This is a genomic window from Heyndrickxia sp. FSL W8-0423 (assembly GCF_038009395.1).
GTDB lineage: Bacteria > Bacillota > Bacilli > Bacillales > Bacillaceae_C > Heyndrickxia > Heyndrickxia sporothermodurans.
Genome location: NZ_JBBPBE010000001.1, coordinates 3,475,572 through 3,500,595, shown reverse-complemented (window position 1 = coordinate 3,500,595; position 25,024 = coordinate 3,475,572). Strand labels below are relative to the sequence as shown.

General features: G+C 33.1%; 26 protein-coding genes and 3 pseudogenes. 22 read left to right on the top strand and 7 right to left on the bottom strand.

Going from position 1 to position 25,024, the window contains the following annotated elements; translation table 11 throughout:
* Positions 1-303 precede the first annotated feature (303 nt).
* The 7 genes and pseudogenes from MKY81_RS17980 to MKY81_RS17950 form a co-directional block, all read left to right on the top strand.
* Positions 304-441 carry a hypothetical protein gene (locus tag MKY81_RS17980; protein ID WP_341118438.1) on the top strand — a complete coding sequence of 46 codons (138 nt, stop codon included), beginning with the start codon at positions 304-306 and terminating at the stop codon, positions 439-441.
* Positions 442-561: 120 nt separating this feature from the next.
* On the top strand, positions 562-1,554 hold the full coding sequence (locus MKY81_RS17975; RefSeq protein ID WP_341118436.1) for a SagB/ThcOx family dehydrogenase: 993 nt from the start codon (positions 562-564) through the stop codon (positions 1,552-1,554).
* On the top strand, positions 1,555-2,541 hold the full coding sequence (locus MKY81_RS17970; protein ID WP_341118435.1) for a SagB/ThcOx family dehydrogenase: 987 nt from the start codon (positions 1,555-1,557) through the stop codon (positions 2,539-2,541).
* A 1-nt stretch (position 2,542) separates the two neighbouring features.
* Positions 2,543-3,580 carry a HesA/MoeB/ThiF family protein gene (locus MKY81_RS17965; protein WP_341118433.1) on the top strand — a complete coding sequence of 346 codons (1,038 nt, stop codon included), beginning with the start codon at positions 2,543-2,545 and terminating at the stop codon, positions 3,578-3,580.
* 22 nt (positions 3,581-3,602) lie between these two features.
* A complete protein-coding gene (locus MKY81_RS17960; RefSeq protein ID WP_341118431.1) occupies positions 3,603-4,904 on the top strand; it encodes an MATE family efflux transporter in 1,302 nt (433 codons plus the stop codon).
* On the top strand, positions 4,891-6,213 hold the full coding sequence (locus MKY81_RS17955) for a DUF885 family protein (RefSeq protein WP_341118429.1): 1,323 nt from the start codon (positions 4,891-4,893) through the stop codon (positions 6,211-6,213). The genes MKY81_RS17960 and MKY81_RS17955 overlap by 14 nt, the downstream gene beginning before the upstream one ends.
* A 167-nt stretch (positions 6,214-6,380) precedes the next feature.
* Positions 6,381-6,651, top strand: a pseudogene (locus MKY81_RS17950) (glutamate--tRNA ligase family protein); the annotation flags it as partial.
* A 55-nt stretch (positions 6,652-6,706) separates the two neighbouring features.
* On the opposite strand, the pseudogene MKY81_RS21160 reads toward MKY81_RS17950, so the two are convergent.
* The 3 genes and pseudogenes from MKY81_RS21160 to MKY81_RS17940 all read right to left on the bottom strand — a co-directional run.
* Positions 6,707-6,945, bottom strand: a pseudogene (locus MKY81_RS21160) (ATP-binding protein); the annotation flags it as partial.
* Positions 6,946-7,426: 481 nt separating this feature from the next.
* Positions 7,427-8,149 carry an RNA polymerase sporulation sigma factor SigK gene (gene sigK, locus MKY81_RS17945; protein ID WP_341118428.1) on the bottom strand — a complete coding sequence of 241 codons (723 nt, stop codon included), beginning with the start codon at positions 8,147-8,149 and terminating at the stop codon, positions 7,427-7,429.
* Between the two features lie 180 nt (positions 8,150-8,329).
* On the bottom strand, positions 8,330-8,485 hold the full coding sequence (locus MKY81_RS17940; RefSeq protein WP_341118800.1) for a TetR/AcrR family transcriptional regulator: 156 nt from the start codon (positions 8,483-8,485) through the stop codon (positions 8,330-8,332).
* A gap of 329 nt (positions 8,486-8,814) precedes the next feature.
* Between MKY81_RS17940 and istA the strand changes: the two genes are divergently transcribed.
* From istA to MKY81_RS17925, 3 genes and pseudogenes are all read left to right on the top strand, one after another.
* Complete coding sequence (gene istA, locus MKY81_RS17935) at positions 8,815-10,263, top strand: IS21 family transposase (protein WP_108073412.1); 1,449 nt, start codon at positions 8,815-8,817, stop codon at positions 10,261-10,263.
* Complete coding sequence (gene istB, locus MKY81_RS17930) at positions 10,260-10,985, top strand: IS21-like element helper ATPase IstB (protein ID WP_107958189.1); 726 nt, start codon at positions 10,260-10,262, stop codon at positions 10,983-10,985. The genes istA and istB overlap by 4 nt, the downstream gene beginning before the upstream one ends.
* Positions 10,986-11,360: 375 nt before the next feature.
* A pseudogene (locus MKY81_RS17925) lies at positions 11,361-12,983 on the top strand (M3 family oligoendopeptidase); the annotation flags it as partial.
* Between the two features lie 41 nt (positions 12,984-13,024).
* Here the strand turns inward: MKY81_RS17925 and pssA are convergent.
* Positions 13,025-13,564, bottom strand: coding sequence for a CDP-diacylglycerol--serine O-phosphatidyltransferase (pssA, locus tag MKY81_RS17920; protein ID WP_066227381.1), 540 nt, complete (start codon positions 13,562-13,564; stop codon positions 13,025-13,027).
* 125 nt (positions 13,565-13,689) lie between these two features.
* Here pssA and MKY81_RS17915 point away from each other — a divergent pair, with 125 nt between their 5' ends.
* The gene (locus tag MKY81_RS17915) at positions 13,690-14,472 is read left to right on the top strand and encodes a phosphatidylserine decarboxylase (RefSeq protein WP_341118426.1); all 783 of its coding nucleotides are present in this window, start codon (positions 13,690-13,692) and stop codon (positions 14,470-14,472) included.
* Between the two features lie 55 nt (positions 14,473-14,527).
* Here the strand turns inward: MKY81_RS17915 and MKY81_RS17910 are convergent, their stop codons facing one another.
* Positions 14,528-14,668, bottom strand: coding sequence for a sporulation histidine kinase inhibitor Sda (locus tag MKY81_RS17910; RefSeq protein WP_066227387.1), 141 nt, complete (start codon positions 14,666-14,668; stop codon positions 14,528-14,530).
* Between the two features lie 377 nt (positions 14,669-15,045).
* On the opposite strand from MKY81_RS17910, the gene MKY81_RS17905 reads away from it, so the two are divergent.
* Genes MKY81_RS17905 through MKY81_RS17870 form a run of 8 tightly spaced genes read left to right on the top strand, consistent with a single transcriptional unit; the run spans position 15,046 to position 20,068 of the window.
* Complete coding sequence (locus MKY81_RS17905) at positions 15,046-15,564, top strand: YqeG family HAD IIIA-type phosphatase (RefSeq protein WP_066227390.1); 519 nt, start codon at positions 15,046-15,048, stop codon at positions 15,562-15,564.
* A 2-nt stretch (positions 15,565-15,566) separates the two neighbouring features.
* Positions 15,567-16,667 (top strand): ribosome biogenesis GTPase YqeH, encoded by a 1,101-nt coding sequence (yqeH, locus tag MKY81_RS17900; RefSeq protein ID WP_341118424.1) that lies wholly within the window; start codon positions 15,567-15,569, stop codon positions 16,665-16,667.
* Between the two features lie 31 nt (positions 16,668-16,698).
* Complete coding sequence (gene aroE, locus MKY81_RS17895; protein WP_341118423.1) at positions 16,699-17,550, top strand: shikimate dehydrogenase; 852 nt, start codon at positions 16,699-16,701, stop codon at positions 17,548-17,550.
* Entirely contained in the window at positions 17,537-17,827 is a 291-nt protein-coding gene (yhbY, locus tag MKY81_RS17890) for a ribosome assembly RNA-binding protein YhbY (protein WP_325946516.1), read from the top strand. The genes aroE and yhbY overlap by 14 nt, the downstream gene beginning before the upstream one ends.
* 8 nt (positions 17,828-17,835) lie before the next feature.
* On the top strand, positions 17,836-18,411 hold the full coding sequence (locus MKY81_RS17885) for a nicotinate-nucleotide adenylyltransferase (protein WP_325946518.1): 576 nt from the start codon (positions 17,836-17,838) through the stop codon (positions 18,409-18,411).
* A complete protein-coding gene (gene yqeK / locus MKY81_RS17880; RefSeq protein ID WP_108070437.1) occupies positions 18,398-18,982 on the top strand; it encodes a bis(5'-nucleosyl)-tetraphosphatase (symmetrical) YqeK in 585 nt (194 codons plus the stop codon). Before MKY81_RS17885 ends, yqeK begins: the two co-directional genes overlap by 14 nt.
* Positions 18,969-19,325: a ribosome silencing factor gene (gene rsfS / locus MKY81_RS17875; RefSeq protein ID WP_108070439.1), complete on the top strand. Its 357-nt coding sequence runs from the start codon at positions 18,969-18,971 to the stop codon at positions 19,323-19,325. The genes yqeK and rsfS overlap by 14 nt, the downstream gene beginning before the upstream one ends.
* Positions 19,326-19,360: 35 nt before the next feature.
* A complete protein-coding gene (locus tag MKY81_RS17870) occupies positions 19,361-20,068 on the top strand; it encodes a class I SAM-dependent DNA methyltransferase (RefSeq protein WP_341118421.1) in 708 nt (235 codons plus the stop codon).
* A 64-nt stretch (positions 20,069-20,132) separates the two neighbouring features.
* Here the strand turns inward: MKY81_RS17870 and comER are convergent, their stop codons facing one another.
* On the bottom strand, positions 20,133-20,972 hold the full coding sequence (comER, locus tag MKY81_RS17865) for a late competence protein ComER (RefSeq protein WP_341118420.1): 840 nt from the start codon (positions 20,970-20,972) through the stop codon (positions 20,133-20,135).
* Between the two features lie 116 nt (positions 20,973-21,088).
* Here comER and MKY81_RS17860 point away from each other — a divergent pair, with 116 nt between their 5' ends.
* The 3 genes from MKY81_RS17860 (at position 21,089) to MKY81_RS17850 (ending at position 24,586) form a co-directional block, all read left to right on the top strand.
* On the top strand, positions 21,089-21,706 hold the full coding sequence (locus tag MKY81_RS17860) for a helix-hairpin-helix domain-containing protein (RefSeq protein ID WP_328018814.1): 618 nt from the start codon (positions 21,089-21,091) through the stop codon (positions 21,704-21,706).
* 103 nt (positions 21,707-21,809) lie between these two features.
* Positions 21,810-22,268, top strand: a complete 459-nt coding sequence (locus MKY81_RS17855) for a ComE operon protein 2 (protein WP_341118419.1) — start codon at positions 21,810-21,812, stop codon at positions 22,266-22,268.
* A gap of 29 nt (positions 22,269-22,297) precedes the next feature.
* Positions 22,298-24,586: a DNA internalization-related competence protein ComEC/Rec2 gene (locus tag MKY81_RS17850; RefSeq protein ID WP_341118418.1), complete on the top strand. Its 2,289-nt coding sequence runs from the start codon at positions 22,298-22,300 to the stop codon at positions 24,584-24,586.
* A gap of 96 nt (positions 24,587-24,682) precedes the next feature.
* Here MKY81_RS17850 and MKY81_RS17845 read toward each other — a convergent pair whose 3' ends face one another.
* Positions 24,683-24,817 carry a YqzM family protein gene (locus MKY81_RS17845; RefSeq protein ID WP_066227426.1) on the bottom strand — a complete coding sequence of 45 codons (135 nt, stop codon included), beginning with the start codon at positions 24,815-24,817 and terminating at the stop codon, positions 24,683-24,685.
* Between the last annotated feature and the right edge of the window lie 207 nt (positions 24,818-25,024).

The window sequence follows — 25,024 nt, the reverse complement described above, 5'->3', positions numbered from 1 at the left end:
ATTCAATTACGATTGTGGATCAATTTTAGATTAACAAATACAGCTATTTACAACATTAAAAACCATCATCATTGGAAAGTAACTCTTCAAAGTTTTCAGAAACTACTTGTAATCTTAAATCCATTTCTTTTAATTGTTATCCGACAATTCGTAATTATCCACAAATAAAATTTATAATGAATACTCGAAATCTATTGAATATTTTTTAAACATTATATATAATAGTGTTATCAAACTAATTTATAAAAAATTTAGTTTGATATAAGTTTTTATTTTAATTTCAAAAGAAAGGAGGAAATTATAATGGGGAAAAATAGTGGCGTTAACATTGAAGAGACAAAAAAACTTGACGAAACAAAATTCTCAGAGTTAATTTTTGAAGAAGTTGAAGACTTTGACATTGCATTAGAACAAGGTTGCCCAGATTGGGAAACTGGTTGATAAATTAAGAACATAAATAACTTAACGATTTTGAAGTATTTGAAAAAAGATGTGCATGAGTATTTATTGTGCATCTTTTTTCAAAAATAAAAAACAATTTACAAAGAATGGAGTGATTTTATGGTATTGAATGAATTTATTGAATTTGAACCTACTGAAAGTAATAAAGTATTCTTCATGTACGATTATTTTAAAAGAAGAAAGTATAAGATTTCTAATGAACTTTTTGAATTTATAATCGATTTAAACTTAGAGGAAATTTCAAAAATGGATGAAGAATTAATAAAAATATGCTATGAGTTAGGAATATTAATAGAACCCGATGAAAATTATAATGAGTATTTGCAATTAAAAGAGGATTGGGAAAAATACGGATGGAGAGAAGCTCTAAAATATCATGTGGCAACTTTAGATTATCCCTTTCGAGGAGAAAGAGATATGGGAATTGAAGTTATGCTTAGATATAGTAAAACCGAGAAAGATCAGTTAAGAAAAAAAAGTTATTCAAAGATTTACAAAGAATACGATCTTAATGAGTATGAGAAAGATGATCTTTCTTCTAATTCTCTTACAAAAGGAAAGTTATTTTTAATGTTGAAGTATACATTGGGTTATTCTAATGAAATAAATGTCCAATGGACTGAAACTAAGATTTTACAGCGAACAACACCAAGTGGAGGTTCAAGGCAACCTACAGAAGGTTACTTATATGTCCAGGATATTAAAAATCTTGAAAGCGGTTGGTATTACATAAATGGTTTGGATAACTGTCTTCAAAAAATAAATAATATACAGATTGACGAAAAAAAGATGAGAGAATTGTTTCCTTTAGTTTATAGTAATACATCTATGTCAATAAAAGCCTTTGTTGTGTTAACTTCTATATTTGAAAAAAACATGTATCGTTATAGAGAGCCAAGAACATTTAGAACTATACATATGGATGTTGGGCATATTTCTTCATTAATGGAGAAATTTGCCGAAAGATATAATTACTGCTCTTATGTGCATTACTCTAGCGACGAAAATTATATTAAAGATAATATAAATTTAAATTATCTAGAAGAAGGGTTTCAAGCTGCCATTATATTTGGAGAAGGAGATCGGATTTAAATGAAAACAGAAAAATGGTTACCAACTACTAAATTCAGCATTAAAAATCAGGACGTAATCGTAACGACTCCAATTATTGGTAAAAAATACAAATTCTCAAAGTCTGAATTTAAGAAGGCTATTTCTCAAAGGAACGAAGAAGATCTATATAAAAACAGTATGTGGACACAAACAAATTCAATTGATGAAAAAACTTTATTAGGTGTTAATCATTGGATTAATAGAGGCTGGACACCATCTTTAGACTATTATCTATCATCTAGGGGAATTAATTATCTTGATAAAGGCGATTCTTCTGGTGAATTAAGAAGAAAAATAATTAAAAAGCTTGGTGTTAAGCCTCCAAGACATTTACCTAATAAAATATTAGAAACAATTAAATTGGAAACACCACATCATAGTATTTCTGATGAAGAGTTTTTGAGTGGAATATGGAATAGAAGAAGTGTAAGACGCTTTAATATAGATGAAGTAGTAACATTAGAACAGTTGGCATTTATTTTAAATGAAGGTACTCGAAAAATTAAAAACACAAGAATCTTGGAAGAAAAACTTAATAATCCATTATTAAGTTATGGGTCTGCTTTTGAGTTTTATATTACAGTATTTTCAGTACAAGGCTTACAACACGGGATTTATAAATATGATTTGTTAAATGAGGAACTGTTATTGTTGGAAAAAGTACAATTAAATGAAAAGTTAAGTCCCATGATGTCTAATCAAGGCTTTACAAAGACTGCATGTTTTTCAGTATTCTTAATTGCAGATTTTGAACAATATCAATGGAGATATCGTCATGAAAGGGCATTGAGAAACTTATATATTGAAACAGGAAGGGTAATGCAAGATTTAATTATGTCGGCATTAGAGTTAAATGTTCATGGAATAATTACTCCCGCTTTAGAAGACCGTAAATTAAGAAGGCTATTAGGAATAGACACTTATAAACTTCTACCTATTACTTCTCTCACCATGGGGAGGAAATAATATGTGGAAAATACAACACGGTTTTAGAATAATTTTAAAAGAAGATACAATCTTATTATCTAATAGTTGGCTAGATAAGTATTATAGTATTCGTTCCAATCAAATAGAAAACTTATATTTAAAAATGAGGGAAATTCAAAAATTAAAATCCTTTACTGAAGAAGAAATAATCGATGTCTTTCAAACTATTATTTCTCATAAAGAGGTAATAAACTTAATTAATTTTTTCAAGCAAAATAATATAATGATTTCTTATAACATAATGAAAGATGTTTCAGACATTAAATATCATAGACAAGAGTTATTTTTCGATAACTTCGAGAGTTCTGATGAAAATGGGTATGAAATAAACAGGCGGCTACAAAATAAAACAATCTTAATTCCTGGTCTAGGTGGGTATGGAACTTACACAGCAATGTTATTTGCGAGAATGGGAGTAAAAAAAATTATTTTAGTAGATAATGATATTATTGAATTATCAAATCTTAACAGACAAGTTTTTTATGAAATTGGTGATATCGGAAGAAAAAAAGTTGAAGTATGCAAAGAGAAGATTCATTTAATTGATGAAAATATCTGTGTAGAAACTTATGATTTTTTGATAACTTGTCCTAATGATTTAGTTGAAATATTAGATGATGTTGATTTAGTAATGAATGCTTTTGGATATATACCAAAAGAGTTACAAATAGATAATGTTTCGCACTATATTATCGAAGCTTGTATATTAACAAAAACTCCTGTCTTAAATTATAATGGATCATTTATAGGTCCAATTGTTACCAAAGATTATCCCAATGCATACTATGAATTTGCCTCGAACAAGGACGTTTTTGATACGTTAAAAAATAACGTAAATGAAAATATAAACGCAACGCATATAGCTGCTTTTGTTCCTAGGATTTCAATTAGTTGCTCTGTAGCCGTTTGGGAAGCTGTTCGTTATTTATTAAAAGTTCCTACTCGCGTTTCGTTAGAGAAACAAGTCATTATATTAGATACTTTGTCATATGCAAAGCATAAGGTTATAAAAATATAGATATAGATTAAGGAAGGTATTTATGAACCAAATATCTAAAATTGCTATGCCTTTATTTATCATGACCCTTTTTAATTTTAGTATGTCTTTTGTAGATACTATGATGGTTGGGAGACTTAGTGTCGAATCAATTAGTGCAGTTTCTTCTGCAAATACACCAATTAGTATTATGGTGCAGATTATAGGTACTTTAATTATTGGTGTCCAAATTTTAGGCGCTAAAGCATCAGCAAATGATGATAGGGAAAAAGTGATAGAAGTTTACAGAATCAGTTTTTATTTAATGAGCATAGTAACTGTCCTAATAGTGGTTATTGGATTTATTTTTAGTAACCAAATCATCAATTTTTATTCAACAGAAAAAATAATGACTATTGCACATGAATATTATTTAATACGATTAATTGGGTTGATATTCATACCAATAACTATGATTATTAAAACATCGTACGATGTTCGAAAAAACACAAAAATTGGTTTGAAGTTAATTATTCTTTCTACTTTAACAAATATAATCTTTAATTATATTCTTATTTTTGGTTTTAATCTAGGAGTCATAGGATCAAGTATTGGTACTTTTATTTCATCTATAGTAGGAGTAATATATCTTTTATTCGAAAATAAAAGAAGTGGAACAATAAAAATAAGAGAATTACTTAACTTAAGTGTAAATGATAAAGAAACTTTTAAAGAGATAATACCTATTAATGCCACTGAAGTCTTAAATATGTTAATGGATTACCTTGGAAGCTCATTATTGGTTGCTATGCTTACTTATGTTAGCACAGTGAGTATGGCTTCTGGACGAATACTCACTTTGTATTTAAATGTTTCTTTCGCAATAGCAATGAATGTTGCGACTGCAGTTTTGATTCTGGCAAGTCGAGGAGAACAACCACTTAAAAATTTAGTTTCAAATTCCTTAAAATTTGCATTTCTTATTCTTTCGCCAATAATAATTACATTTATATTTGCACCTAAAATCGCTATACGATTATTTTCAAGCAACCATGAATTATTAGCAGATGCAACTTCTTCAATTACAGTTTTAGGTATTGTAATCTTTGTAATTCCTTTCGTAACAATTAGCTCATCAATTCTCCGCTCAAAGAAATTAAATAAATTGAATATGTATATAACAGTAGGCTCTATGTGGTTGGTAAGAATTCCTATTGCCTATATTCTAATTTTTAAAATGAATGCTGAAGTTATTTCAATCATAATCGCAGCATTAGGATATTTCTTAACAAGAACAATTGTTAATTTATTTGTAATTAGGAAGGTTGAGATGAATAGAAAGGTTGAGATGAATGAAGTTATCTGATGAAGTCTCTTCTATAAAGGACAGATATTTATTTGTTAAAAAGTCTTTTGAGAAAGGATTTTATAACGGAGCAAAATTGTATTGTCATAGAAATGATTATTATGATGAGTTAATAATTCTGATGAACAAAATAAATTCAATATTAAAAAATAGCTTAAGCAATATAGACTGTTATTTTCTTGAACATTTGAAAACATTTATTATAAATGAATGTCAGGCATTATCAAAAAACAAGGAGGATTATCTAATAAAGAAGTACTATTTCTTATTCTTTAAGGATTCAATAAAAAAGCCACTTATTAATGAAGAGTTACTAATTGGATTTTTTAAATTTATTTCGTTAAAAAAAATTAGAGAAGTTAGCCTCTCTAAAACCAGTTATAATATATTGAAGCGTTTAAATAATTGGTTTATAGAATCAAATAAAAATACTAATATTTTAGATGAATTACTGAATAAGAATAAAACTGATATTAAAAGCAATATAGAAAATTACGAAAAAAATATATTCTCCCAAGAAGATTTATATGTATATCTAGAAAAAATTGAAAGAGAGTTACTTACTGCATTAGAAAATATCAATTCTACAAATAATATTGGCAACACTAAAATTATATCAAAGGACAAAATACTTGATTATTTAAAAAATAACCTTTTTATGATCAGCAAATTGACGGGTGAAGAGATACAAATAAAAATTATCAATGAAAATTTTTCTGCAATTGTTCCAGATGCTGGATATTTATCTAAGCAATCTCTAAACACTAATTATCACGTACTTGTTCTTAATAGCTCTTTTTTAGATGCCGATAAAACTGAAAGACAGTTAAAATTACTAATTTCACATGAAATATATCCTGGCCATATGTATCATTCAACCATGTCCCTCAAATCAAAATTTTCCGATTTTGGTGAAATTGGAGATAATAAATTGGTCTCTGAAGGCTGGGCTATTTATTCTGAATATATGATAGGAGAAGAAGATCCGTCACTTCGGGAATTATTTTTAGTTCAGTATAGCAGACGTTGTGTAAATGCACTTTATAGTATTAATCTTTTATTAGGTAAATCAAAATTAGAATGTTCTTCCTATATTGATAATTTATTGTCAAGATTTAATATAAATCATGGATATTTAAGATTGATTAAATACGGTAAAAATTTTAATTTAAATAGTATTAATTATGTATATGGATTTATATCTATTAAAGAACTTATAGTTAGTTACGAGCTGACACCTAAAGTATTTATGAAATTTGGAGCTATCGATATTAATATTATTAAGAAAAACTTAGAATCAAAAACTTGAATAGTTCATAACCCTTTAAGATATATTGTTTTGATGTGATTTGATAAGAATAGAAAAATTACAATCCTACTTCTTTTATTGAGAAATATAATGATCTTCAAAGAAAAGAGCCCATTAAAAAACACTTAATTTGTAATAATTCGATTTTATTAAAAAAGAGAATTTAAATGGAAAAAGTACGAGTAGGTTATTCACCAAGTCCCACTGGTAATTTAAACAGAGGGAATGCTAGAGCTCCTTTGTCAAATACATATTCGCACGACATTATAAAGTAAAGTTTATTATTCGAATTGAAGATACAAATGTAAAAAGAAATTTCGATTTTAGTGAACAGGAACAATTATTATACTTGAAATGGCTAGGAATTGATTGGGATGAGGAACCAGATATTCTTGGTATTTTGGTCCATATCGTCATTCGGAGCGCAAAAAACCGTATTATTGTAACCGTCAAGTAGAATTAAACAATTTCCATAAATTAAGATTGTACAGTTTCACCAAATATGATTCACTTTCCTATATTTCATACGAATACTGTCCTGGTTTTCATCAAACATTAATATTTCACTTTGCTCTAGTTATTGTAGAATCACCAAGGAATTTACCCCTTCGTTTTGCACTTTATTAGAAGTAAGAATGAAAGCTGCTTTATCATACATTTTATAGATGAACTGTAAGAATAAATGAGGTCTCAGGGTTCATATGCCATGTACATGACATCATCAATTATGATTTAATCAGAATTCGGTCATAGCCTCATTAATTTTATTTAAAAAACTCCCAAATTCCACAGAATGACTTCCACTTTGAATGAAAACATCTAAATCCCAAGTTAATGTATAAGCGGCAGTAGTCAAAGTATTTCCTCCCTCGTATGTATATTCGTACCTTCCTATTATAAAGGAACTACCCGAATTTTTCTAATATTTGAAATGAAATAGAAACCGAAATGTAATATTCACAATTTTGCCACCGATTCGAAAAGATCTGTTCAATTTTGTCTCATCCAAAAATATGCGTGTATGATACATTTAAGGTAAAGAAGGATCACTTAAAAAGGAGTGAAAAACATGTTTGCTGTCGTTATCGGACTTGTTCTTTGTACTGCCGTTGCCTTAGTTATTAGTGCTGAAGTTACCGTTGAAATGGAGGGATAACGATTATCCCCATAGAATTTACAAGAGTGAAGCAAGGCTGCCCTAAGACAGCCTGCTTCACTCTTGTTGTTTCTTTTTCTTTTCTTTCTCCGCACGATAGAATTCATGAAACATTTTCATGAGTGCTCTTTTTTCGATTCTTGATACATAGCTTCTAGATATCCCTAATTCTTTCGCTATTTCACGTTGTGTTTTTTCTTTTTGTAAGTCGAGGCCAAATCTGCCGATAATTACTTCCTTTTCCCTTATATCAAGAACATCAATATATTCCCTTACCTTTTCTAATTCCATACTTAATTGAATCGTATCAAAAACATCTTCCGTATCTGATTTCAAGACATCAATTAATGAAATCTCATTTCCTTCTTTGTCCTGGCCTATTGGATCATGAAGGGACACATCTTTTTTTGTTTTCTTCAGGGCTCGTAAATGCATGAGTATTTCGTTTTCAATACATCTTGCGGCATATGTGGCTAGTTTGGTTCCTTTCCCTTCTGAATAGCTTTCAATCGCTTTAATAAGCCCAATCGTCCCAATTGATATTAAATCCTCGACATCCTCACCTGTATTTTCAAATTTCTTCACTATATGGGCGACAAGTCGAAGATTGTGCTCAATCAAAATGTTCCGGGCTTCTTCATCGCCACCAGCCATTTGTTTTAAATATTTCCGTTCATCGCTGGCTGAGAGCGGCTGAGGAAAAGCATTATTTTTCACATATGACACAAGAAATACGAGCTCTTTAAAAAGATAACCTATTGCTGTTAAGATTCCGGACATTTTTCTCACCTCCGTTAGGCTTCTGCCTATTACTAATGCTTATGTAAGTCATTAGTTGTTCGTGTCTGTCCTATTTAGAAAATTATTAGGAAATATATTCCTGTACTTCTGTTAAACGAAGATTAAATTTCCGCTGCAGGTGTTCGCTTTCCGCGGGCGGTTCGGGGGCCTCCTTTCGCGCTAAGCGCGCCTGCGGGTCTCCCTATAATTTGTTATTGCTGCACCAATATCAGTAATGTAGTTCAAGCATATATCATTCAAAATGGATTGTTTACTAGAGTAATAGTAATAAAAAGTCCCTTTGGTCACTCCGATTTTTTCAACCAAGTCCTGGATGCCAGTGTTTTCAGATATTATGGCATATTATATGATGGAGATATCGCTATCGACTGCCAGTACTATTCCGGTAACATAATCAGATGCTTTCGAGGCTAGAAAAATGGCACTGCCCATAGTTTGTTTTGTTGGATTTACTGAGAAAATTCTATGTCTCGATTGAAATATGAAGACCATAACCCTGTGTATGGCAAAATAAAAGTGCAGAGTTATGAAAAGTAAAAGTACATAACGTTGCACTTTATTTTTTATACAAAAAAAGACTTGCCAGCCATCCAATATTTCTCTACTGTAATTGTGTCGAAGCAATACAGTGGAGGTTGAAAGGAATGCTAGCAATGTCTGAAGTTAATTGTATCAAATTATTACGAAATCGAAAATCACTATCTATAAATGAAATTTCAAAAACGTTGGGGATTAATTGGAGAACTGCAAAGAAATATGCAGATGACGATCAAGTCCCCAAAGAAATGGTTAAAAAGAAAAGTGGAATGATGTATGAGGAAAATTGGGGGGAGATAGTTTCCGACTGGCTAGGAGAAGATGAAAAGTTAAAGAAAAAATTAAGAAGGACTAATAAAAAGATTTTTAATGATCTTGTAAAAATGGGGTTCACGGGGTCCTATCGAACCCTCTGTTATTTCATCGCTGACTGGCGTGAAGGTAAAGATCGCATAGAAGAAAGGGATAAGAATTCGGAACGTTTGGATCATCCGCCAGCTGAGGCACAAGTTGATTTTGGAATAACTGAGGCCGTGAAGGATGGGAAGTATATTGATGTTCATTGTCTTCTGATGACACTTCCTTATAGTAATGCAGCTTACTGTATACCATTGCCAGGCGAAAATCAAGAATGCTTTTTACATGGGCTCAAAGCGATGTTTAATCAACTTGGTGGAGTACCTAAGAAAGTTCGGATTGATAATTTAAAGGCAGCAGTTATTCAGCCGAGGGGAAGAAATCAAGAGGCAACGTTCACAGACGAATTCCTCCAATTTGCAAGTCACTACGGTTTTGAACCGCAGGTTTGTAATCCAAGAAGTGGGCATGAGAAAGGAAATGTGGAAAATAAAGTAGGTTATATTCGGTACAACTTTGTAACACCATCACCTGTAATAAATAACCTTGAGCATTTGTCTCAAATCCTAGAAGAACATTTAACCAAGGACCGTGAGCGTGTTCATTATGAAAAGCATGTCCCCATTCGAAAATTACTAGAGGAGGAACATCAATATCTTTTAGCCTTACCCGATGAAGATTATCCTGTATTTAAAGAGGAACTGATGCAAGCAAATAAGTATGGGGAAATAGTAATTGATAAAACTAAAGTACATATCCCCAAGGGATATAACTATGGTCAATTGCACGTTATAAAGTATTGGGACAAATTTAAAGTTATTTCACCTTATGGAGAAATCCTGCATGCAGAATATCGACCTTACATGAATAAAAGTCGCAAAATTCCTTGGTCGTCTATTCTTAAATCTTGGTTACATAAGCCGCGGGTTGTAACCTATTCACGTTATTCACCTTATCTACCAGGTCGAATCTATGAATATATTAATATCAGTAATTTGTCGATAAGAAAAAAAAGACTGAAATGGTTAATTAGCCTACTAGCTAATCATGAAATGGGAGAAATCAATGATCGATTTTACGAGTTATTGAATGATCAAACGGAAGAAATGTATGAACCCGATTCTCATCCCTATGATGTCAATTGGGCAATGTATGACGAACTTCAATCCCCTTCTCGCGAAGGGAGTGATAAGGTTTGAATTCTGAACTAAAAAGGATTTGTAAAACTCTTCGCCTCGCCTATGTAGCAGACATAGTTGATACTATCCCATTTGAGAACCCCGAGCAGTATCTAGAAAGTCTATTACATAGAGAGCTACAACTACGTGAGGAAGCAAAGGCTGAACGTTTAATTAAAAAAGCACGGTTTCTTAGCAAGAAAACTTTAGAGGCATTTCAATGGAGTGAACAGGTTCGTTTCCCTCCCCACATAGATGCGAAAGAGCTATGTGAACTACATTTTATAAATCAACATGAGAATGTCATTTTAACTGGTTCTCCTGGCACTGGGAAAACCTTATTAGCTACAGGGTTAGGGCGTAAGGCCTGTCAAAATGGCTACGAAGTTCGTTTCTATCGTGTGTCTGATTTAGTCGATACACTAGAAAGAGTATGGAAAGAAGGAAAGCTACAGCAATTTCGAAATAAGTTCAAAAAAGTAGATCTCATAATACTCGATGAAATGGGATATATCCCGTTCAGCAAAGATGGGGCTGAGTTATTATTTCAATTAATATCCGACTGGTATGAACAAAAAAGTTTAATCATCACATCGAACCTTGAATTTAGCCAATGGAATCGTATTTTTGTCGATTCCAGGCTAACGGCAGCATTAGTCGATCGAGTTATTCATCACGCACATATTTTAAGTTTTACAGGAGATAGTTACAGAGTTACACACGCACTTTCACGACAAAAATAATTACTAAAATTAGGCTGGCAAGCTTATGTATTTTTTATTGCACTTTTATGTACTTTTTACTTGCAAAACACACATAACCCCATGTATTTAAATGAAATTAGAATATTTGTTAATGTTAAAGGAGAAACATATCAATTTAAGGAAACGTTCCCCAATAGAGATAGTCTTTACATACGAAATGGTTATTTGCGTTTTAACGAAATATACTACTTTATTGCAGTTTAACCCATTGCGAATTACTTCTTCATGGTCAAAATAGCAAAAGATATGCTTTTTCGCGTAATACTGCCGGCTCTTATAATATTCGATTAGTTGATCGACTAAAATCAAAGTAAAAAATGAAATATTTCGAATATTACAAGAAAAAATGATTTTCTCCTGCTTTTACATTCATTACAAACAAATTCTCAAATGTTAAGGCAAGCAGGAGCTTTTGTTAGTTGTTTGCAAGCCCAAAATATGCACGATACGAAGGCGAACGAACTTCGAGGGAAAGTTTCAAATCATCTCGCTCGGCTAAACACAATATTAACGATTTTCGATGATAAATTAAAAACGATTAGTGAGAAAAATTGGCATCAGCTTCTTCAAATGGATGAATTAAAAGAATTATATTTTGTTTTAAATGAGCGAAGAGAAAAGGCTAAAGAAATGCTTCCAAAAGAACAGGAGGCGTTAATTAATGCTCTAAGTGTTGATGGGTACCACGGGTGGGGCGAAATGTACGATACATTAGTGAGCCAGGTAAAAATACCATATGAGGAAAATGGTGAAGTTGTTGAGTTATCCGTAGGTCAAGCACATAATAAATTTTCCCATCCAGATCGAAATGTTCGTGCAAAAATATTTGAAAACTGGGAGAAAGCATGGGATGAAAAGGCTGAACTTTTTGCTGCAACTTTGAATCATTTAGCTGGTTTCCGTCTTTCTATATACGAAAATAGAAATTGGAATGAAGTATTGAAAGAACCATTAAGCTATAACAGAATGCAGAAAGAAACGTTAGAAAGTATGTGGGAAGTCATTAGTGAATTTAAAAAGCCACTGACAGAGTATTTAAAAAGAAAGGCGGAGTTATTAGGTGTTGAAAAGCTCAGCTGGTACGATTTAGATGCTCCAATCGGAGAAGTAAATAGTCATTTTAGTTATCAAGAAGGAGCAGAGTTTATTATTCAGCATTTCAGTGAATTTGGAGACCAATTGGCTCGGTTTACGAAAAAAGCTTTTGAAGATAGCTGGATTGAAGCGGAAGATCGCCCAGGAAAACGTCCCGGAGGCTTTTGCACGTCGTTCCCTGTAAGCGGTCAATCAAGAATATTTATGACCTATTCCGGTACACCTTCAAATGTTTCAACCCTTGCACATGAGCTTGGACATGCGTTTCATTCGTATGCATTAAAGGATGTCCATCCGTTAAATAGAAATTATGCAATGAACGTCGCTGAAACAGCATCTACTTTTGCTGAAATGATCGTCGCGGACGCTTCCGTGAAAAACGCGAAAAACGATGAAGAAAGATTGGCACTTTTAGAAGATAAAATTCAGCGTACGGTTGCTTTACTTATGAATATTCATGCTCGTTTCCTATTCGAAACTAAATTTTACGAAGAACGGAAAAAAGGGATTGTTGGAAAAGATCGGCTAAACGAGCTAATGTTGGAAGCACAAAAAGAAGCATATGGTGACTGCCTTGAAGAGTATCATCCATTATTCTGGGCTTCAAAACTTCATTTCTTTATCACTGGTGTTCCTTTTTATAATTTCCCATATACGTTTGGTTATTTATTTTCATTAGGTATTTATGCGCAAGCACAAAAAGAAGGAAAGGGATATGAGGATAAGTATATGGCTTTGTTAAGAGATACAGGTTCGATGAAAGTTGAAGACCTCGCTAAAAAACATTTGAATGTTGACCTTTCTAAACGCGATTTTTGGGAAGAAGGCGTAAAGCTTTGTATAAAAGATATTGACGAATTTTTAGAAGCGACAAAGAACTAACAAAAAGCCGGCTTTCGAAGCCGGCTTTTCATTTGTCATTCTTAAAACTTTTTTAATCTGAATGAAGCAATCATAAAAAGTGCTAAAATAAGAATAATAAATAGATATAAATGCGATGGAAGGATTGGTAATGCAAGATAGCTTAATGTAGCAAGACAGCCTGCAGCGGTAATTGGTAGACCAGTAAAAAATCCATTGCTTTCTGTAATGTTAAAGCGAGCTAATCGGAATGCACCACAGCCAATATAAAAGACAGTGAAAAATAAACCAGGATAACCAAATGAATGCAATACTCCTTGATATAATAAAATTGCCGGTGCTACACCAAATGAAACAATATCACTCATGGAGTCTAATTGTTTACCCAAATCGGATTCTATATTTAGTTTTCTTGCGATTAAGCCGTCAAAACGATCGGCAAGTGCAGCAATAAATATTAAAATAACACTTAAATTTAATTGTCCATTTATTGCAACCAATGTAGCAAATCCGCCTAATCCTAAATTTAATAGAGTTAGTAAGTTTGCGGTTTGAGATCTTAGTTTTTTGATTGTTTGATCGATAACATTAGAATGAAACAACTGTTTTCACCTCCTGTAAAAATTAAAGGATTAACATTTTTCTATTTTATTATATAATAATATTTTATTATATAGTGAAAAAACCTTAAAGTTAAGAGGATATTTTAAAAAGTGGAGGAAAAGTCTTGAAAAAATGGATTTATCGTTTCTTGATTGAATTAACCAATCACCAATTTTTATCAAAGCTGCTAAAGAATTTTACACAATCGAAAATAAGTAAGCCGTTTATTAAATCATATGCTAAATTATATGAATTAAATCAAGATGAAATGATGAATGAATTACATACATATTCAACATTACATGATTTGTTTACTCGAAAGTTAAAATTACATGCACGTGAAATTACACAAGATCAGAATGCTGTTACGAGCCCGGTAGACGGAGTCATCGAGGATTATGGTACGATAACCGCCAGCAAAGAAATCATCGTTAAAGGCAAATCGTACTCCATACAAGAAATGATCGGTGACAAGACAAAGATTGATAAATATATTGGTGGTGATTTTATCATCCTATATTTAAGTCCTAAACATTATCATCGGATCCATAGTCCCGTCACAGGAAAGCTTATTAAGCAGTACGCTTTAGGGACGAAATCATATCCAGTAAATCGGCTTGGGTTAAAATATGGACGGTCACCACTAGCTAAAAATTATCGAGTGGTATCCGAGGTGGATCATAATAAGGGATCCTTGCTTATCGTAAAAGTTGGAGCTATGTTTATTAATTCTGTAGAATGCACCGCCTTGTCCGATACATGGGTAAAAGGAGAGGAAATTGCCTATTTTTCGTTTGGTTCAACAGTTGTCCTTTTATTCGAAAAGAACACTTTTTCATTAAATAAAGACATCCAGACACCGAAAGATGTAAAAATGGGTGAGCTGTTAGGATATTTAATTGATTAAGGAAGCATGACTGTCACACATAAAAATATCCCTACATATTAGTAGGGATACATATTTACGAAGACAGCTTCATGCGGTTTGATAAAGAGCGTCGATGAATTTCCGATTCTAAGAGGCGTATAAAATCCTGGCTTAACTTTAATTCTTTTGCTTTAAAGTAGGATTCAATTAATAATTCATCTGATAATTTTCTCATTATAAGCCATCACCTCCAAAAAAAGTGTTCTAAAGTTAATTCATTATAAATAAACTAGTATGTTAATCATGTTGTACCCTAACTCTATCAGAGATAAACGTAGAGAACAAGTGTTCTTTTTATCCACAAAGAGAAGTGGATAACTTGTGATTAATTTGTACATAAATCTTTTTAAGGTAGATAAGACAATGTGAATTTTGTGTATAAAGTTATCCACAGTGTTGGGATTTGATGGATTTTGTCGAAATTTTTTAGTGTTCAGTTTTAATATTGTATTTTTATTTTGAATAAGGAATTAAAATTGGTATGATAAAGTGTAATAAAAATTTCTTTTTGTAGGCCATATGTTCGTTGAATTTAGATTGGAGTGTCTATGATTGTTGTTGAAAAAATTTTTGCCAAATGAACATGTAAAAAATGTCTTCTTCATTAAACCAGAATCACTAAAAGAAAAAGGGATTAAAGCGATTATTACCGATTTAGATAATACATTAGTGGAATGGGATAGACCAAATGCAACACCTCAGCTCATTCAATGGTTTGAAGAAATGAAAAAACATAATATCCAAGTAACGATTGTATCGAATAATAATGAAAAAAGAGTAAAGGAATTTGCCGATCCTTTAGGTATTCCCTTTATTTTTTTGGCGAGGAAACCATTAACAAAGGCTTTTAATCGTGCAGTTAAATTGATGGGGGTTAGGAAGGAAGAAACCGTTGTAATTGGTGACCAATTACTTACGGACGTACTTGGTGGAAACCGTAGTGGTTTTTATACGATCCTTGTCATTCCTGTGGCACAATCTGATGGATTCATGACTCGTTTTAATCGGAAAATAGAAAGACGAATCATGTCATCGTTTAAGCGAAAAGGATTAATTAATTGGGAGGATTAACATTGACAGAATATACGTGTATTGGTTGTGGAGTAGCCGTACAAACAGAAAATCCGAATGAACTTGGTTACGCTCCACCGTCTAGTTTAAATAAGGAAACATTAATTTGCCAGCGTTGTTTCCGTTTAAAACATTATAATGAGGTACAGGATGTATCGCTTACTGACGACGATTTTTTAAAAATACTAAATGGTCTAGGAACCATGGATGGGTTAATTGTTAAAATCGTTGATATCTTCGATTTTAATGGAAGCTGGTTACCTGGTCTTCATCGTTTTGTCGGAAAGAATCCAATCCTTCTTATCGGTAATAAAGAAGATTTATTGCCTAAATCTGTTAAGCGTGCTAAGCTTACAAACTGGATGAAACAACAGGCGAAACAGTTAGGACTTCAGCCAGTGGATGTTCTGCTCGTCAGCGCGACAAAAGGTCATTCCATTGATGAAGCAATGGAGGCAATAGATCATTATCGGGAAGGTAAGGATGTCTATGTAGTTGGATGTACAAACGTCGGGAAATCTACGTTTATCAATCGAATTATAAAAAATGTTACTGGGGAAAATGATGTGATTACAACCTCTCACTTTCCGGGTACAACATTGGATATGATTGAAATTCCACTAAGTGACGGCAGTGCATTAATTGATACACCGGGAATTATTAATCACCATCAAATGGCCCATTTCGTTCATAAGAAAGACTTAAAGGTCATTACACCGAAAAAAGAAATTAAGCCAACCATTTTTCAATTAAATGAAGGACAAACATTATTTTTTGGTGGGCTGGCACGTTTAGACTACCTAACTGGTGGAAGAAGATCACTCGTTTGTTACGTATCTAATGAATTGAAAATTCATCGGACGAAAGTAGATAATGCTGATCAACTATATGAGAAACATGTTGGGGACATGCTGCAACCTCCAAGAAAAAATGATTTGGACGAATTTCCTCAGTTGATCCGTCATGAATTTATGATTAAAGAGGGGAAAACGGATATAGTCTTTTCCGGACTTGGGTGGGTAACCATCAATGAGCCGGGGGCAAAGATTGCTGCATACGTACCAAAAGGCGTTAACGTTATGATTAGGCCTTCACTTATATAGACAATAAATATCATAAAAAGGGGTAATGGATATGGGAAACTTATATGGGGTTATCGGAGATCCAATTGCACATTCTTTGTCACCGCTGATGCATAATGATGCATTTCGATCTTTACAGTTAGATCATGTTTATTTTCCTTTTCATGTTACTCCTAGTCAATTAACAGATGCAGTAAAAGGAATGAAGGCACTTGGAATAAATGGTTTTAATGTGACCATTCCCCATAAAGTTGCTATTCTTCCTTTACTAGACAAAATTGATCCATTAGCAAAAGCAATTGGTGCAGTGAATACCGTTGTCCGCGAAAAGAATGAATTAGTTGGCTATAATTCTGATGGATTAGGATTTATTCGTGCGTTAAAAGAAGAATGGAAAACGGATCTTGAAAATGAAAAGGTATTAATTATTGGAGCAGGCGGAGCAGCAAAGGCAATTTTCTATTCGCTAGTTTATGATGGCGTACGAACGATTGATATTTGTAACCGTACACCTGAACGTGCGACACAACTTGTTCAGTCCTGCCCTTATCCTTCGCGGACAAATGTATTGTTGATGGAGGAAGCAGAAGAAAAGTTAGGGGAATACACTTTACTAATCCAGACGACATCTATCGGGATGAGTCCGAATATAACTGTCTCACCGATTTCAATACATAATATAAAACCGGGTACACATGTAGTGGATATTATTTATAATCCTTTTGAAACGATGATTTTAAAAGAAGCAAAGCAGAAAGGTGCTACAACTAGTAATGGACTTGGAATGTTTATTTACCAAGGGGCGATCGCCTTTGAAAAATGGACCAGTCAAACCCCAAATATTAATCGAATGAAAAAAATAGTAACAAATCATTTAGGAGGAAATATTCATGTTAACAGGTAAACAAAAGCGATTTTTACGTTCAAAGGCCCATCATTTAAATCCTATTTTTCAAGTTGGAAAAGGCGGAGTGAATGATAATATGATTAAACAAATTTCAGAGGCATTAGAAGCTCGTGAATTAATCAAAGTAAGTATTTTGCAAAATTGTGATGAAGATCGCGATACTGTAGCAAAAAGTCTATCAGAAGGATCGAAAGCCGAGTTAGTTCAAATTATCGGAAACATGATTGTCCTTTATAAAGAATCAAAAGAAAATAAGCAAATCACGCTTCCGTAGGTAGTATTATGAAGAAACGAGTCGGAATTTTAGGTGGCACATTTGATCCGCCGCATCTTGGGCATTTAATTGTGGCAAATGAAGTATGGCAGGCTTTAAAGTTAGATGAAGTACGTTTTATGCCAAATCAAGAACCACCCCATAAAGAACGGAGAAGTAATGTGACAAATGAGGATCGAAAAAAAATGCTTTCAATGTCAATAGCGGATCACCCTCATTTTTCCATTGAACTCATTGAGTATGAAAGGGATGGACGTTCATATACATATGATACGATGAAGTTGTTAAAGTCGCGAGAACCAGATGTGGAATTTTTCTTTATTATTGGTGCGGATATGATTGAATATTTACCAAAATGGTACAATATTGAAAAGCTTAGCGAGCTAGTCCAATTTGTAGGAGTAAATAGGCCCGGCCATTCAGAACAAACCCAATATCCAATAATAAATATTAAAATTCCCGAAATTAATTTATCCTCGACGATTATTCGAAATAAGATTCAGATGAACCAATCCATCAAATATTTAGTAAAAGATGAAGTCGTGGAATATATAAAGGAGCACGAATTATATGGAAAGGAATAAAGCCTTACAATTAGTAGCCGAACAACTTACTGAAAAGCGCTATATCCATACATTAGGAGTGGCGGAAACGGCTGTTCACTTAGCTGAAAAATATCGAGTGGATGTAAAAAAGGCTGAATTGGCGGCAATTTTTCATGATTATGCAAAATTTCGTCCACTAGATGAAATGAAACAGATTATCGTACAGCAAAAGTTTGATGAACAACTACTCCGCTATAATCCTGAATTATGGCATGCACCTGTTGGAGCTTATTTAGTTCAACAAGAAGCTGGAATTCAAGATTTAGATATATTGGATGCCATTCGTTATCATACCTCCGGCAGAAAGAATATGACTGATCTGGAAAAGGTCATTTATATTGCCGATTATATTGAACCTGGCCGGAGTTTTCCCGGAGTGGAGGAAGCAAGAAAAATAGCTGATAAAGATTTGGATGAAGCATTATTGTTTTCAGTACGAAATACGATTCAATTTTTGATAAGTAAACATCAAGCTGTGTACCCGGATACTTTTGAATTATATAATGATATCGTCATGAAAAAGGAGAGATACATGCATGGAGAAAAATGAACTATTATTGACGGCAGTTAAAGCAGCAGATGATAAACGAGCAGAGGACATCGTCGTTTTAAATATGAAAGGAATCTCACTAATTGCTGATTATTTTTTAATTTGTCATGGGAACTCAGACAAGCAAGTACAAGCAATTGCTAATGAGCTAAAAGATAAGGCCGAGGAAACGGGCTATCATGTAAGAAGAATGGAAGGTTATGATGAAGGGAAATGGGTGTTAATCGATCTTGGAGATGTTGTCGCCCACGTATTCCATCGTGATGAACGTACATATTATAATTTAGAACGCCTTTGGGGTGATGCACCAACTATAGATGTTCAAAGTGAGCTAACACCATGAATTATGGGGACTTTGCTTATGTATATGATTTCCTTATGCAAGATGTCCCATATGACAAATGGTTAGAATTCTTCCAAAAAAAGGCGGACACATATAATGCTCCGGGAAAGAAAGTAATGGATTTGGCATGTGGCACCGGCGAATTGTCAATAAGATTAGCCAAATTAGGCTATCAAGTTACAGGTGTTGATTTGTCTGAAGATATGTTAATGGTTACCAGTCAAAAAGCAAGTAAGGAGTCTGTTCAACTAAGCTTATTTCAACAAAATATGTGTCAGTTAGAGGGACTTGGAGTATATGATGTTATTACTGTTTTTTGCGATTCTTTAAACTACTTGTCTTCTCCTCATGAAGTGCAAGAAACATTTAAGAGAATTCATGATCATTTACAGGTGAATGGTTTGCTTTTCTTCGACGTTCATTCGATTTATAAGATGGAGCATATTTTTTCCAATCAAACGTTTACGGAAATTGAGGACGAAGTTTCATACATATGGAATTGTTTTGAAGGGGAAAATCCGTATTCGGTTGAACATGAATTAACTTTTTTCGTATTGGATGAAAAAACAGATCAATATTCAAGATTTGATGAACTACATAAACAAAGAACATATACTGAAGATGATTACCATTTATGGTTGAATAAAGCGGGTTTTGACGTTCTTGAAGCCTCAGCTGATTTTGCAAATGAAAAACCAAAAGAGGATTCGGAAAGAATCTTTTTTGTATGTAGGAAAAAATAAACATGACTAAAAGTCGGTTTTCAAAAATATTTTTTGAAAACCGACTTTTTTTTGAAGGAATTTCTCAATGATTGTCGAAAGTATTATTAGTAAATTGCTTGTTCACTAACTCTAAATCCTCTTTGAATTTTTCGTGTGTCGCTTCAAAAAGTTTTTCAAATACATCGCCAAGCTCTGCCTCAAGAACCTTAATACCTTCTCCGGTAATTCCGCCTTTAACACATACTTTTTCTTGTAAGGTTGGCAATGAATAGTAGCCCTTTTTAAGTAATTCACCTAGACCCCCTAACATTTCACCGGTTAAGATTGTTGCCGTTCTTTGATCAATATCTGTTTTTGCCACTGCCCCATCAATAAATCGTTGCGAAATATAACTAAAAAAAGCAGGTCCACAACTGACGATATCTGAGGACACCCTTGTAATCTTTTGGTCAATTTCTATTGGTTTTGAAATGTAGGAAAATAATTGTTGTATTTTTCTTTTCCAATGATCATCGCAATTTTCACTAAAAGAAAGTAAGGAAACTCCCGACAATGCCCGATTTGTAATACTCGGTATTGCTCTTGCACAAGCTGTATCTAATACCGAATCTAATTGTTCGACGGATATTGGACTCGTAATTGAAACAACACATTTATCAGTAGTAAATAATGGTTGGTTTTGTTTTATTAATGGGTATATGTCATGTGGTTTAACACAAATAAAGATTAACTCTGAATGTTTAATGACATCAGCCGGATTTTCGCAAACATGTATCGTTGGAAATTTATCTTGAAGGATTTCCGCTTTCGTCCGAGTTCGGTTAGTTATATAGAAATCGGAAGGTGAAATTGCCTTACCATGTATAAATGATTCAACAAGTATACTCCCCATGTTTCCAGTTCCAATGATACCTACTTTCATATTCAACACTCCTTGAATTCTCTATCCTATATCCATCCAATTTAGTTATCTACTCATAAAACTTTATGTTCCCATATCTGTCTGTATTCATGAAATTAAAAATAGAGGTGATTAGTTTGAGAAAAATTGTTGAACAATATAAGTTTCCACTTATCGTAATTGGAATATTAGCTGTTGCATTTTATCTTTTTGTTAATAATTCTAATGATGAGATAAACGACAGCAATGAATTTTCAAATACTTTTGTTGAAAAAGAAACCGGAAAACCTCAAGAAGAAAAAGAAAGCAGCAATGAGTTGTCCAGAATCGTTGTTGATGTTAAAGGAGAGGTTGTGAACCCGGGTATATATGAAGCAAGTCCTGATGAACGGATTCAAGATCTTATAACGAGGGCAGGCGGATTTAGGAAAAAGGCAGATCAATCGAAAGTGAACTTAGCACAAAAAATAAAAGATGAGATGGTGATTTATGTTCCGAAAATCGGTGAAAAAACATCGGATATTTCCCTAAATAGTCCAACAGATTCTGTTAATAGTACAGAGAAGGTGAATATAAATAATGCGACGAGTGAACAACTTCAAACTATATCGGGGATTGGTCCATCTAAAGCTGCCGCTATTATCGAGTATAGGGAGAAGCAAGGTTTATTTAAAAGAATAGAGGACATTAAAAATGTAACCGGCATCGGGGATAAAACATTTGAAAAGTTAAAGGATGCTATTACAGTGGATTAGTCGATCCTAAGCCATAATTTATTGTTTGACGAATAAAGATAGTTGACGCTACACTATATGCAATAGGGGGAATTTGTCGAATATGCTTGAAAGGAAGAGAAATATGGAAAGAATTTCATGGCATCAATATTTTATGGCGCAAAGTCATCTGTTATCCTATCGAAGTACATGCACTAGATTGACGGTAGGTGCGACGATTGTACGTGATAAACGAATTATTGCTGGCGGTTATAATGGTTCAATTGCAGGTGGAGAGCATTGCATTGATGAGGGGTGCTACGTGATTGATAATCATTGTGTAAGAACGATTCATGCAGAAATAAATGCGATCTTGCAATGTGCAAAATTCGGTGTTCCTACTAAAGCTGCTGAACTTTATGTGACTCATTACCCATGCTTACAGTGTTGTAAATCGATTATTCAAGCTGGAATTAAATCAGTCTATTATGCAGAGGATTATAAAAATCATCCATATGCAAGTGAATTATATGAAAAAGCGGGTGTACATGTCGAACAGGTTCCATTTGATAAAACTATCTTCGCTAATATTGTGGAAAAATAAATCACTCCATCCTAAGTAAAGGAGGTACTATGAGAGGCTATTGGGTGTTCTTGGCGATTGTGGCTCTTTCTGGTTGTTCTATTTCATTGGACATCCATTGGGGGCTTGTTATCCTTTTTCATTTAATTTGGATACGAATTTTCTTCTTTAAAAAACGTTATTTAATTTATTCCTCGATTATTGTTTATGTTCTATTCATTTTGATCAGCTTTTGGATGAAAGAGCATCGATCCACAGTTCTAAATCCCTCCCAAACAACGTTTATTGTTTTTTTTAACGAATCTCCACAAATTGACGGAAACCAATTAAAATCGATCGTCAAAACTAAACAAAATGAAAAGGTTGTATTAAAATATAAAATTCAAACAGAAGAAGAAAAAGAAAGACTTAAAAAAACGATAAAAAATGGACAATATTGTACAATAACCGGCGAGTTAATCCAACCTGAGGCGAACAGAAATGAAAACTTATTTAATTATAAACAATATTTATTTATAAACAATATTCACTGGATATTAAATGGATCAACAATATTAGGATGTAAAGATACGAATAAAAATATAATCACGAAGATAAAGCAACTACGAGAACAAGGGTTGAAAAATATAGATCAATCATTCTCTAAAGAAACTGCCCCATATGCGAAAGCACTAATATTTGGTGATAGCAGCAGTTTTAATGATGAAATCTATTCTTTATATCAACGATTAGGGATTGTTCATTTATTAGCTATTTCCGGTCTTCACGTAGGTATAATCACCGCAGCGATTTTTTATCTTCTTATTCGAATTGGATTTTCAAGGGAGTTTTCAAGCTATGCGTTACTTGCTCTTCTCCCCATTTATACATTACTTACCGGGGCGAATCCTCCGGTAGTACGTGCAGCAAGCATGTCAATGTTAGTAATTATTTCAATGCAAAAGAAATCTCCGTTCTCCTCATTAGATGCACTCTCGATAAGTTTTATACTATTTCTCGTAAAGGATCCCTTTCTCCTTTTTAATATTGGCTTTCAGTTATCCTTTACCGTTTGTTTTTCAATTATTTTAGCTTCTAAATCTATCCTTCCAATGTATAAACATTATTTAACAAAATCAATGATGGTTTCTTTCGTTTCTCAAGTAGCGGCTATTCCGATTTTGGCTGTCCACTTTTTTGAATTTTCTATTATAAGTGTTATTAGCAATGTTATGTATGTTCCTTTTTATACATTTATCGTCTTGCCATTATTAATTATTACGTATATTTCTGCATTTATTTATTTTCCTATTTTCACTATTTTCGAGAAGGTTTCCGGCTGGATGATTTTCCTATCCGAGAAGATAGGTCAATTAATTGATGTAAAAGGGTCAGTTTTAATTATTGGAAAGCCGGGTATAATCGTATTATTATTACTGATCGTGACATCACAATGGATGTTTTTTATGTTAGAAAAAGGCTATTCGGTAGTAAAATCATTAGCCCCTCTTGTTTTTGTAATAGCGCTGATAAAAACATGCCAAATATACTCACCAATTGGAGAAGTAACATTTATTGATGTTGGTCAAGGCGATAGCATTTTAATTCGTCTTCCATTTCATCGAGGTACCTATTTAATTGACACGGGTGGACAAATGGATTTTCAACAAGATGAATGGAAGAATAGAACAAAGAAATTTGAAATTGGCAATGATATTATTATTCCTTTATTAAAAAGTAAAGGAATAACAACAATTGATAAAATGGTATTAACACATAGTGATGCAGATCATATTGGTGCTGCAAAAGAAATTATTGAGAATCTTTCAGTTAAGCAAATTTTTTTGTCGCCCAACTCATGGGAGAAACCATTAATGAACAATACACTGGATGCAGCGAAAAAACATAATATCCCGATAAAGGCCGTAAAAGCTGGAGCAAAATGGTCGAATGCGTCGGGAGTTTTTCAGTTTGTCTCTCCGTTTGATGATTCATACGAAGGAAATAATGATTCATTGGTGCTCTACGCACAAGTAGGGGGAAAACGATGGTTATTTACTGGAGATTTAGAAGAACAAGGGGAAATGGAACTTTTAAACAACTACAAATTTGAAATTGATGTACTAAAAGTTGGGCATCATGGAAGTATAAGTTCAACTTCGGAAGCGTTTATTAACGTATTAAAACCTAAATTTGCCATCATCTCCGCAGGCAAAAATAATCGATATGGTCATCCCCGGGAAGAAGTTCTTGCCTTGCTGGCTAATCACCATATCCAAATTTTTCGTACAGATCAGCAAGGGGCAATTCAATATAAATTTTATCAAAATAAAGGAACCTTTCATACTGTTCTTCCATAGAATAAAGTAGTTAAACTTATCGGATTAATGATACATGGAAGGATTCATTAAATGAAAGAGGGAGTTTGCAAAAGCAAACTCCCTCACAAATTCATCTTATTCGCCGACAAATTTGATGACAGTTGCGATGATGAACATAACAGCAAAAAGTGCAAATGAAACACCAAAGCCAACTCCCGAATCGATAGCATCGTTGCGCTTTGACTGTACATCTTTTTCGAATTGGTTCACAACTACCCCTCCTATTACCACTTTAGTATAGACTATTTGATTAAAAAAATCTATATATCAATCAAATGCCTACATTGACAAGAGTTTACACATATACTTTTTAGTAATTCGGTGAAAATACTAATAAATAATGGCTACCGTTGATAAAAAAGTTTCCTAGGCCTTTTTTATCAGCGTTAACTATAGATTTGGGGATTTGACTTCTTA

What these genes read in the sequence shown, in the direction of transcription:
- istA (WP_108073412.1), top strand. Translation starts at nt 8,815, where the DNA reads ATGCTAGCAATGTCTGAAGTTAATTGTATCAAATTATTACGAAATCGA.
- aroE (WP_341118423.1), top strand. Translation starts at nt 16,699, where the DNA reads ATGGGAAACTTATATGGGGTTATCGGAGATCCAATTGCACATTCTTTG.
- MKY81_RS17955 (WP_341118429.1), top strand. Translation starts at nt 4,891, where the DNA reads ATGAAGTTATCTGATGAAGTCTCTTCTATAAAGGACAGATATTTATTT.
- MKY81_RS17970 (WP_341118435.1), top strand. Translation starts at nt 1,555, where the DNA reads ATGAAAACAGAAAAATGGTTACCAACTACTAAATTCAGCATTAAAAAT.
- MKY81_RS17870 (WP_341118421.1), top strand. Translation starts at nt 19,361, where the DNA reads ATGCAAGATGTCCCATATGACAAATGGTTAGAATTCTTCCAAAAAAAG.
- MKY81_RS17850 (WP_341118418.1), top strand. Translation starts at nt 22,298, where the DNA reads ATGAGAGGCTATTGGGTGTTCTTGGCGATTGTGGCTCTTTCTGGTTGT.
- yqeK (WP_108070437.1), top strand. Translation starts at nt 18,398, where the DNA reads ATGGAAAGGAATAAAGCCTTACAATTAGTAGCCGAACAACTTACTGAA.
- yhbY (WP_325946516.1), top strand. Translation starts at nt 17,537, where the DNA reads ATGTTAACAGGTAAACAAAAGCGATTTTTACGTTCAAAGGCCCATCAT.
- MKY81_RS17885 (WP_325946518.1), top strand. Translation starts at nt 17,836, where the DNA reads ATGAAGAAACGAGTCGGAATTTTAGGTGGCACATTTGATCCGCCGCAT.
- comER (WP_341118420.1), bottom strand. Translation starts at nt 20,972, where the DNA reads ATGAAAGTAGGTATCATTGGAACTGGAAACATGGGGAGTATACTTGTT.
- MKY81_RS17965 (WP_341118433.1), top strand. Translation starts at nt 2,543, where the DNA reads ATGTGGAAAATACAACACGGTTTTAGAATAATTTTAAAAGAAGATACA.
- MKY81_RS17975 (WP_341118436.1), top strand. Translation starts at nt 562, where the DNA reads ATGGTATTGAATGAATTTATTGAATTTGAACCTACTGAAAGTAATAAA.
- rsfS (WP_108070439.1), top strand. Translation starts at nt 18,969, where the DNA reads ATGGAGAAAAATGAACTATTATTGACGGCAGTTAAAGCAGCAGATGAT.
- MKY81_RS17855 (WP_341118419.1), top strand. Translation starts at nt 21,810, where the DNA reads ATGGAAAGAATTTCATGGCATCAATATTTTATGGCGCAAAGTCATCTG.
- sigK (WP_341118428.1), bottom strand. Translation starts at nt 8,149, where the DNA reads ATGTCCGGAATCTTAACAGCAATAGGTTATCTTTTTAAAGAGCTCGTA.
- MKY81_RS17960 (WP_341118431.1), top strand. Translation starts at nt 3,603, where the DNA reads ATGAACCAAATATCTAAAATTGCTATGCCTTTATTTATCATGACCCTT.
- MKY81_RS17980 (WP_341118438.1), top strand. Translation starts at nt 304, where the DNA reads ATGGGGAAAAATAGTGGCGTTAACATTGAAGAGACAAAAAAACTTGAC.
- MKY81_RS17910 (WP_066227387.1), bottom strand. Translation starts at nt 14,668, where the DNA reads ATGAGAAAATTATCAGATGAATTATTAATTGAATCCTACTTTAAAGCA.